Source organism: Collinsella aerofaciens, assembly GCF_028209885.1.
Classification (GTDB): domain Bacteria; phylum Actinomycetota; class Coriobacteriia; order Coriobacteriales; family Coriobacteriaceae; genus Collinsella; species Collinsella aerofaciens_BA.
On sequence record NZ_JAQLEM010000053.1, the window covers coordinates 1 to 8,119 of the forward strand.

Consider the following 8,119-nt stretch of genomic DNA (forward strand, 5'->3'; position numbering starts at 1 on the left):
TAAAGCCGTTTGTCTCCACCCGCGTAGCGGGTGGTTTAAAGCTGGCCGCTGCGCGGCCAGCAGACTAAAGTCTTGAATATAAAGGCGCCGGGAGGCGGAGGCTCCCGGCGCCCGTCAAAGGGACTATGTTGTCTATTGGACCGCACGGTCCGCCGCGGCGATAACGCCGGCTAGGCCTTGAGTGCCTGCAGCTGCTTGTGGATCTCGATAAGCTCCGTGGCCATGACGCGCATGGTCTCGGTGCCGGCCATCTGGTCCTCGGCATGTAGCAGGATCAGTGGGGCCTCGCCGTTACGCTCACCGTTGGCCTCCTTCTTCAAAAGCGCCATGTGAACATCGTGGCCACCGTTGTAGGCCTCGTCGCCTTGCTTAATGAGCTCCTCGGCAGCGTCAAAATCGCCCTCCTTGGCCTTTTGCACGGCATTGATGTACATGCTCTTGGCGGTACCGACGTAGCTGATGATCTCGAAGCAGGTCATCTGCAGTTCGTTCATATCCTCCATGCGGAGCACCTAGCCCATCACGCTGACGCAGTGGTCGATGATGCCGGCGGCGTTCATGCGGCCGTAGTCGACCATGTTGATGACCTCGACCGGGAAACGGCCGGCGGCCTCCTTCTCAAAATCGCCCTTGGTGTAGCCGATCTGCGGACCAAGCAGCAGCATGTCGCACTCGTCCAGGTGATCGTGAGCCTCGTTCATGGGACGAGCCTCGATCTCGATATCCAGACCGCGGTTTGCAACCTCGGCCTGCATCTTCTGGACCAGTAGGCTCGTGGACATGCCAGCATTGCAGCAGAGCATGATCTTCTTCATGGTTTCCTCCTTGTAACTGCGCGGTGCGCAGACGACGACTGGTTGTATTCCTTGCGGTTATTGTGCCCTCTTTCTGCGCCCTTACGCAAAAGAGAGGTGCGGGCACCGGCACCGCGTACCGGTGCCCGCAAAGGTGAAAGGGGCGAACGTTAGGCGTTCTACTCGGCGAGAGCCTCCTGCTTGGCGATTGCCTTCTCGGAAATCTTCATAAAGGGCAGGTAAACGGCCATGCCAATGACAATCTCGAGAGCCTGCCACACGCCGGCGCGCCAGTCAAAGCCCGTAGCGAGCAGGGCATTGATGACGGGAGGCATGGTCCAGGGCACCTGGGCGATGCAGGGGCTGATGATGCCTGCGCAGGTAAGGCCATAGGTGATGCCGATGAACAGGTCGGGAAGAAGGACAAACGGGATCATGAGCGGCAGGTTGTACACGATGGGGTAACCGTAGATAACCGGCTCGTTGATGTTGAACAGACCAGGCAGGATAGCCATCTTGGAAACGGTCTCGGAAGCCTTGTTCTTGGAGAACAGGAGCGTGTCGAGCAGAAGCATGAGGGTGCAGCCCGAGCCGCCGATGAGGGCAAAGCTGTTAACGATCTGCATGTTCATGTAGTGATCGGGCTGGATGGTGCCACCGGCGGCAAAGGTAGCCATGTTGTCGACGATGAGCATGGTCAGGATCGGCTCGACGGTAGCGCCAGAGATGGTGGACTGGTGAATACCGACGCAGAACAGCAGGTTAGCAAGGGTGTAGATGAGGATAACAGCCCACGGACCGGCGTTCATGATGCTCTTGAGCGGGTTGGAGATGCACGTGGAGATGATGGCGCACAGATCGGTGCCGGCGCACACGGCGAGCAGGGCTGCGGCAAGAGCGAAGACCGCGAGGTTGAGCAGCATCGGGATCATGACGTTGAAGGAGTTGGAGACCGCGGGAGGCACGCCCTCGCCCAGCTTAACCTTGAGCTTCTCGACGCCAGAAATCTTGATGAAGAGCGAGACGGAGAGCAGGGCGATGATAATAGCCGAGAACAGACCGTTGGTGCCGGTGTTGGCAGTCGAAAGGGCGCCCGTGACCTCGGCGGAGGTGATCTTGTCGGTGAGCAGCGGGCTCGTAGCGGCAAGCGAGGCGGTGATCTGCTGCGGCATCATGATGACGAAAGCAGAGATAGCGACGACCACGCAAGCGAGCGGGTTATCGAAACGCTTGTTCTTAGCGAGGCTGTAGCCAATCAATCCGGCCAAGATAATGGCAGAGACGTTGAGGGTGCCCAGCGTAATTGCCGAACCCCACGTCTGAAGGTTGGCAAGGCCCGCCGCATCGAGCGGGAACAGAGGGAACACGACGTTGTTAATAAGAACCGCGATACCCGCAAGGATATAGAGCGGTGTGATGGTCGCGAAGGCGTCACGCAGGGAACGCAGGTGAACCTGGTTTCCCACCTTCGCAGAGACCTCGGCAAACTTGTCGAGGAAGCTCTTTCCGTTGTCACTGGCCATGATTGCTCCTAACTTTCAAATCCGGCCTTTTCCTATGCGCACGGTGGCCTGTCGCCCTCTGCCACCAGATGTGCCATGTGTTGCGCGCGGCGGCGCGCGGTCTGGGCGTTCGTCCGGACGCTAATCAACCACGTGGGTCGTGGCAACCTGTTTGAGCCAGGCTGCCGACTTCTTAAGGCGGCGCTTGTAGCCATCCATCAGATCGACCTCGACAAAGCCATAGCGATTCTTAAAGGCATTGGCCCAAGACCAGTTATCGATGACGGCCCAATAATGGTATCCGCGGCACTTGGCGCCCTCATCGATGGCCTTGGCCACCCACTCCAGGTGCTGACGTACAAAGTCGACGCGGTAGTCATCCTGAATGATTCCTTCGGCGTCACGGTTCTTGTATTCGTCCATGATGCCGATGCCGTTCTCGGAAACAAACCACTCAAGGTCGGGATAGTTCTTGGCGCAGTCCATGCCAAAGTCGTAAAGGCCCTGCGGGTAAATCTCCCAGCCGCGGCTCTCATTCATGACAGCGTCGGGCCATACGTATTCGTCGGCAAAGTGCGGCAGGCCGTACTGGTCGATCTTGCTCGACGGCGCCTGAACGCGTGTGGGGTGGTAGTAGTTGCAGCCGAGCCAGTCGACAACACCCTGTTTGAGGATCTCTTGGTCACCGGCACGGAACGGGAGCTTAACGCCGCCCTCGGCCAGGCTGCCGAGCACGTCGGCAGGAAGCTCGCCCTTGGTAATAAGGTCGAGCCACCAGCGATTGTTGATGCCGCCGGTCATACGCACGGCCTCGAGGTCTGCCTCGTTGGGGTTCTCCTTGGTATAGACCGGAGTAAAGCAGTTGATCATGCCAATCTTGGCATCGCTGCGAACGGCGCCCTCGTCATAGGCGCGGCGGTAGTTGGCCACGGCCAGCGCGTGCGCCAGCGAAATGTGATACTGCACGGTGCGGGCGCGGCTAAAATCGTGGAGCTGCGGGAACCACACACCCTCCTGATAGCGCTGTTCGGGCTCGACGATGGGCTCGTTAAAGGTGAACCAGTACTTAATCTCCTGGCCAAACTCGTGGAAGGCGACGTCGGCGTAATGCGCGTAAGCCTCGACGACCTCACGGCTCTCCCAACCGCCACGGTTAAAGAGGTAGGTGGGCATGTCAAAGTGGTACAAGTTGACAAACGGCTCCAGGCCGGCCTCGCGAGAGGCGCGGAACAGCTCGTGATACCACGCAGCGCCCTCCTCATTAAGGTTGCCGTCGGCATCGAGCAGACGGCTCCACTGGATGGAAGTGCGATAGGTATTCAGGCCCAAGTCCTTCAAAATGCGAAAGTCTTCCTGGTACTTGGTCATAAAGTTATTGCCGGCATAAGAGCCAACGCAGTTGTAGAACGAACCCAGATCCTGGATGGACCAGGTGTCCCACAGGTTCTCGAGCTTGCCGCCCTGGTTCCACTGACCCTCAGTCTGCGGGCCGGACATAGCAGCGCCAAAGAAGAAGTCGTTGGGCAGCTGATACTGTGCCATCAAAGTCCTCGCTTTCGTGTTCTAGAGCTTCCGGTTGGAGATGGATTTGCTTTGGCAGGTTATCCGGCGCGGGCGCGCACCGGTCATACCGATATCCAACCCGCCAAAACAAAACCGTCCCCAAACGGTCGATCCTGTTCTGCGGTAGGATTCCGTTCGTTGCTTAAACTATAGCGCTCTAATTTTAAAAGTAAAGCGTCTTTTTATTTTTTCTTTCTCGAACTTCTTATATAAAAGTAATATGGGTGCCCTGTTGGGGGTTATACTTACTTTTGTATTCAGATATGTCGGAAAGGAGGTTCCATGATTCCCAAATACGAGGCGATAGCTGCAGATATTCGTCGAAGTATCGAGGATGGCGCTCTTAAACCGGGCGACAAGCTTCCCACCGTCGTTGAGTTCTGCGAGCTCTATAGCGTTTCCAAAATCACCGTCAAACGGGCTATCGAGCAAATCACCGAGGAAGGTCTTATTACCAGCCGGCGCGGATCGGGTACCTACGTTAAGGACACGGCGGGACTTCCCGGCCAGGCGTTTTTCCAGGGCAAAAACGACCGTGCCCAGGGCTTTTCATATGAGCACCGCGGGGAGAAGGTGACCTCGGTGGTCTACGATTTCTCGATTGTTAATCCACCAGCGGACATCGCAGCCCAGCTGGGAATTGCCGAGGATGACTTTGCCTATCACGTCGTGCGCGTGCGTCAGGCCGATGAGAAGCCCATCGTTATCGAGTACACCTACATGCCGCTCGAGCTGATTCCGGGCCTTAAAAAGAAGGACCTGTACGGATCGGTCTACCGCTTCATCCGCGAGCAATGTGGGCTGAAAATTTCGAGCTTCCACCGCACCATTCGCGCCGTGGCAGCAACCGAGGAAGAAGCTGAGCGTCTGGGCACCAAACTTGGCTCTCCCCTGCTCGAGCTCACCCAGATTGGCTTTTTGGACAGCGGTGCCGCCTTTGAGTATTCGGTCTCGCGTAACGTTGGCGACCGCTTTGAGCTGCACAACGTAACGTTGGCATAGATTTTTGTAGTCATGCGAGCGCTCGCTTTGAGCTGTTTTGCACAGCGCCCGCGCAACACAATGGGGTATGAACATGTCCGATTTGATTAAACTGACGCCGATCTTCCACGAGAAGATCTGGGGCGGTCGCCAGCTCGAAACCGTATTTGGTTACGACATTCCCGAGGGTCCCATCGGTGAGTGCTGGGCCATCTCGGCCCATCCCAATGGTGACTGCCAGATTGCGGAGGGCCCGTATGCAGGCCACACGCTTTCGTGGCTGTGGGCCGAGCACCGCGAGCTCTTTGGCAACTGCGAGGGCAAGGAGTTCCCGCTGCTCATTAAGATTCTGGACGCCAAGGATGACCTTTCGATCCAGATTCATCCCAACGACGAGTACGCCGCCAAGCACGAAAACGGCAGCCTGGGCAAAACCGAGTGCTGGTATGTGCTGGACTGCGAGCCCGACGCCACGATCATCGTCGGCCAGCGCGCGCATGACCGCGCCGAGGCCGCACAGATGATCGAGGGGGGCCGTTGGGACGACATGCTCAACGTGCTGCCGATCCACAAGGGCGACTTTTTCCAGATTGATTCCGGTACCGTGCATGCCATCAAGACCGGCACGCTCATTTTGGAGACGCAGCAGTCGAGCGACGTGACGTATCGCCTGTACGACTACGACCGTCCCGGCACCGACGGCAAACTGCGTCCCTTGCACATTGAGCAGAGCCTCGACTGCATAAACTTTGACGCTCAGGCTCCGACCAACGGCACGGTGACCGCGCCCGAGGTGGACGGCGTGACCGAACTCGAGTCTAATTCCTGCTACACCGTCGATCGCGTACGTGTTGACGGCAACAAGACCCTCGACCAGCGCTGGCCCTTCATGTGCCTGTCGGTCATCGACGGCGAAGGCACCGTCTGCGGCGACCCCGTCCACAAGGGAAGCCACCTGCTGGCTCCGAGCACCGTGGACCAGATCGAACTCGAAGGCAAAATGGAACTGATCATCAGCCACCTGTAAGCTACCGGTCCCCGAGCGCCCGCCGGGAAGGGGCGCGGGGTTTGATCGCCTGCTCGGACAGTCCTGCTCGCACGGAGAGCGCATTAAGTGCTCTCCGGCTCGTGCGGAACTCGCGATCGACCAAACCCCGCGCCCCTTCCCGGCGAGCCTCTGGCTAGTAACGACAATCAAAACGCAGCAAGGGGCTCTTCCGTTCATCAACGGAAGAGCCCCTTGCTATACATAACGAATCAAGGTGCCTATAGGTAGACCTTTTCGAGAAACGATAACGTGTCCTGAAGCCGCGCCCTTTCCTTACGGTTGGTCTGCCGATTTACATACGAAGCAAAGTCCGTAAGAAAAACCTCCGCATCAACCCTCATTTGCCCCGTTAGCTCCAAACGCGCCGAAGGCGACAACAAGTCAGCAAGTCGAGCAACATCCGAACGGTGCTTCCGCCGATCAATGTTGTTGCAACGACGTCCCTCTTCATAACTTCTGTTGATATCAATGTGCGCACGCATCTTAAGGGGAATGATATGGAGTGCATCGAGCAACGTAATGCCCTCTACGTTCGTAGCGTTATCGCGAATAAATTCGTAGTAGCCATCGTCGAGAATAATTGCCGAGAGACTTGATACGGCCCCGTCAAAGGAAAGAGGAGCTACCTCGCTCGTTTCATCTTCGAGCACAAAATCAGGATGTCGGGCAAATAGCTCAATTTGGCCGGGATAGTCTAGGACTTGCCTTGATCCTTCGGACAAACAGAACCGATAGTAAGTGCACTTTCCATCGCCGACTTTTCCAGTCTCATATCCGGCAGCTTTGATAAATGCCCACAATGCAGTGGCAAATTCAACGCCTTCCCCATCAACAATTACGACGACATCCAAGTCTTCGGTAGCTCTAAACGAATCGCCCTCATTGTCAAACAGAACGCTGCAGGCTCCCCCGCCAATAAGGACGTAACCGCCTTTACAGCCGCTCATGGCATCAGCAAATCGCTCTATTCCCCTCACTTTTGACATATCGTCCTCCTGAGCTGTTCGACCGCGTCGAGCAGACGATCTTCTTTGTAATCTGCTTTTGCGCAAGCAACGTATAAGGAAAACGGGTCGACACACTGCAAACCCGACGTGTCAAAACTAATATCGGACGGCGCGTCCACGGGATACGACCAGATCTCAATCTCGATAGCGGCCGGTTCGTACCACTGGGCCTCCAACCATCTGTCGCCCATGTGCCCTCTTAAGGCATCTACCTGATACTTTTCGAGAGCAACGGTTGGGACAGCATCATTATGAGCAAGGTCGGACATATAGCTAAGGGCAGACACACCGGAAAGCAGCGCATCAACGGCACGTAGCTCTGTTCTCTCGATGACCTTCTTGAGCCGGATTCGCTCTAAAACTGGTGTGCGAAGATAGTCCTCAAACCCATTTAACAGCGCCTCGGTCGACAAATCGGCATCGGACAGCACACGCTTTTTGCCGTCCCGTGCGATTAGCCCAGGAGCAATAGCGGCGATTTCCGAAAGATAGCCGCTGACGCTTGCCGCGCTTTTGCCACACAGACGCGCTAGGTCGCCGGCGGAGCAGTCAACCCATCGTCCCGCGATGAGATTTAGGACGATTCGTTGAGATTGGGGCGAAAGCGGGGCAGCGGGAGAAGCGCCCAGCACTTCATCGGAAATAACGGCTCCGATAAACGGCAGGAACGCATTTCGCTCATCTCGAATATATGCGATTCCCTCCGAAGAAAGCGCGCGCATAAAACCTAAATCCATAGCATCCCAGCAAATTGCCACCGGGCGAGTATCTAACTTTCGCACTGCATTGACGAGATTTCGCGCCGAAATCACACTGGGCGGCTCTTTTGGTTCGGCGACAATAAAACGGCCTTGCTCAGACACGCCAAGCCGTGCCAAGTGAAGCGAAAACCGCTCAAGATACATGCGAGGAATCTGTATCTCAACTGGCTCCGGGTCGATGGCGAGCTCTAAAGAGAAGAGCCTTTTTGGGAGACAATTTAGCAGCATGTACAATCACCATTTTCATTTCAGTTATATTTTAGTATCTATCTAAAATTATACTGAATCGTATAAAACGCTCAATCCCCAAAGTCATAAGAAACAATCCGAAACGTAATAAGGGGCTCTCCCGACCATGTACGGAAGAGCCCCTACTCGTATCTATCTGAACTGCACCCCAAAACTTGGACGGCTTAAATAAGAACTACGCCGCAAGGGACTGTCTCCGGAACTCCTCCGGGGT

General features: G+C 56.3%; 8 protein-coding genes. 2 read left to right on the forward strand and 6 right to left on the reverse strand.

Going from position 1 to position 8,119, the window contains the following annotated elements; translation table 11 throughout:
• Positions 1-170: 170 nt before the first annotated feature.
• From PMX21_RS09585 to PMX21_RS09600, 4 genes are all read right to left on the reverse strand, one after another.
• Positions 171-503 carry a PTS sugar transporter subunit IIA gene (locus tag PMX21_RS09585; RefSeq protein ID WP_204986885.1) on the reverse strand — a complete coding sequence of 111 codons (333 nt, stop codon included), beginning with the start codon at positions 501-503 and terminating at the stop codon, positions 171-173.
• Between the two features lie 9 nt (positions 504-512).
• On the reverse strand, positions 513-815 hold the full coding sequence (locus PMX21_RS09590) for a PTS sugar transporter subunit IIB (RefSeq protein ID WP_055285538.1): 303 nt from the start codon (positions 813-815) through the stop codon (positions 513-515).
• Between the two features lie 158 nt (positions 816-973).
• A complete protein-coding gene (locus PMX21_RS09595; RefSeq protein WP_271759257.1) occupies positions 974-2,317 on the reverse strand; it encodes a PTS sugar transporter subunit IIC in 1,344 nt (447 codons plus the stop codon).
• A 120-nt stretch (positions 2,318-2,437) separates the two neighbouring features.
• Positions 2,438-3,838, reverse strand: coding sequence for a glycoside hydrolase family 1 protein (locus PMX21_RS09600; protein WP_271759258.1), 1,401 nt, complete (start codon positions 3,836-3,838; stop codon positions 2,438-2,440).
• A gap of 303 nt (positions 3,839-4,141) precedes the next feature.
• Here PMX21_RS09600 and PMX21_RS09605 point away from each other — a divergent pair, with 303 nt between their 5' ends.
• On the forward strand, positions 4,142-4,861 hold the full coding sequence (locus PMX21_RS09605) for a GntR family transcriptional regulator (RefSeq protein ID WP_271759259.1): 720 nt from the start codon (positions 4,142-4,144) through the stop codon (positions 4,859-4,861).
• A 73-nt stretch (positions 4,862-4,934) separates the two neighbouring features.
• Positions 4,935-5,867, forward strand: coding sequence for a type I phosphomannose isomerase catalytic subunit (locus PMX21_RS09610; protein WP_416378172.1), 933 nt, complete (start codon positions 4,935-4,937; stop codon positions 5,865-5,867).
• A 239-nt stretch (positions 5,868-6,106) separates the two neighbouring features.
• On the opposite strand, the gene PMX21_RS09615 is transcribed toward PMX21_RS09610, so the two are convergent.
• Positions 6,107-6,874, reverse strand: coding sequence for a hypothetical protein (locus PMX21_RS09615; RefSeq protein ID WP_271759261.1), 768 nt, complete (start codon positions 6,872-6,874; stop codon positions 6,107-6,109).
• Positions 6,862-7,884, reverse strand: a complete 1,023-nt coding sequence (locus PMX21_RS09620; protein ID WP_271759262.1) for a hypothetical protein — start codon at positions 7,882-7,884, stop codon at positions 6,862-6,864. Before PMX21_RS09620 ends, PMX21_RS09615 begins: the two co-directional genes overlap by 13 nt.
• Between the last annotated feature and the right edge of the window lie 235 nt (positions 7,885-8,119).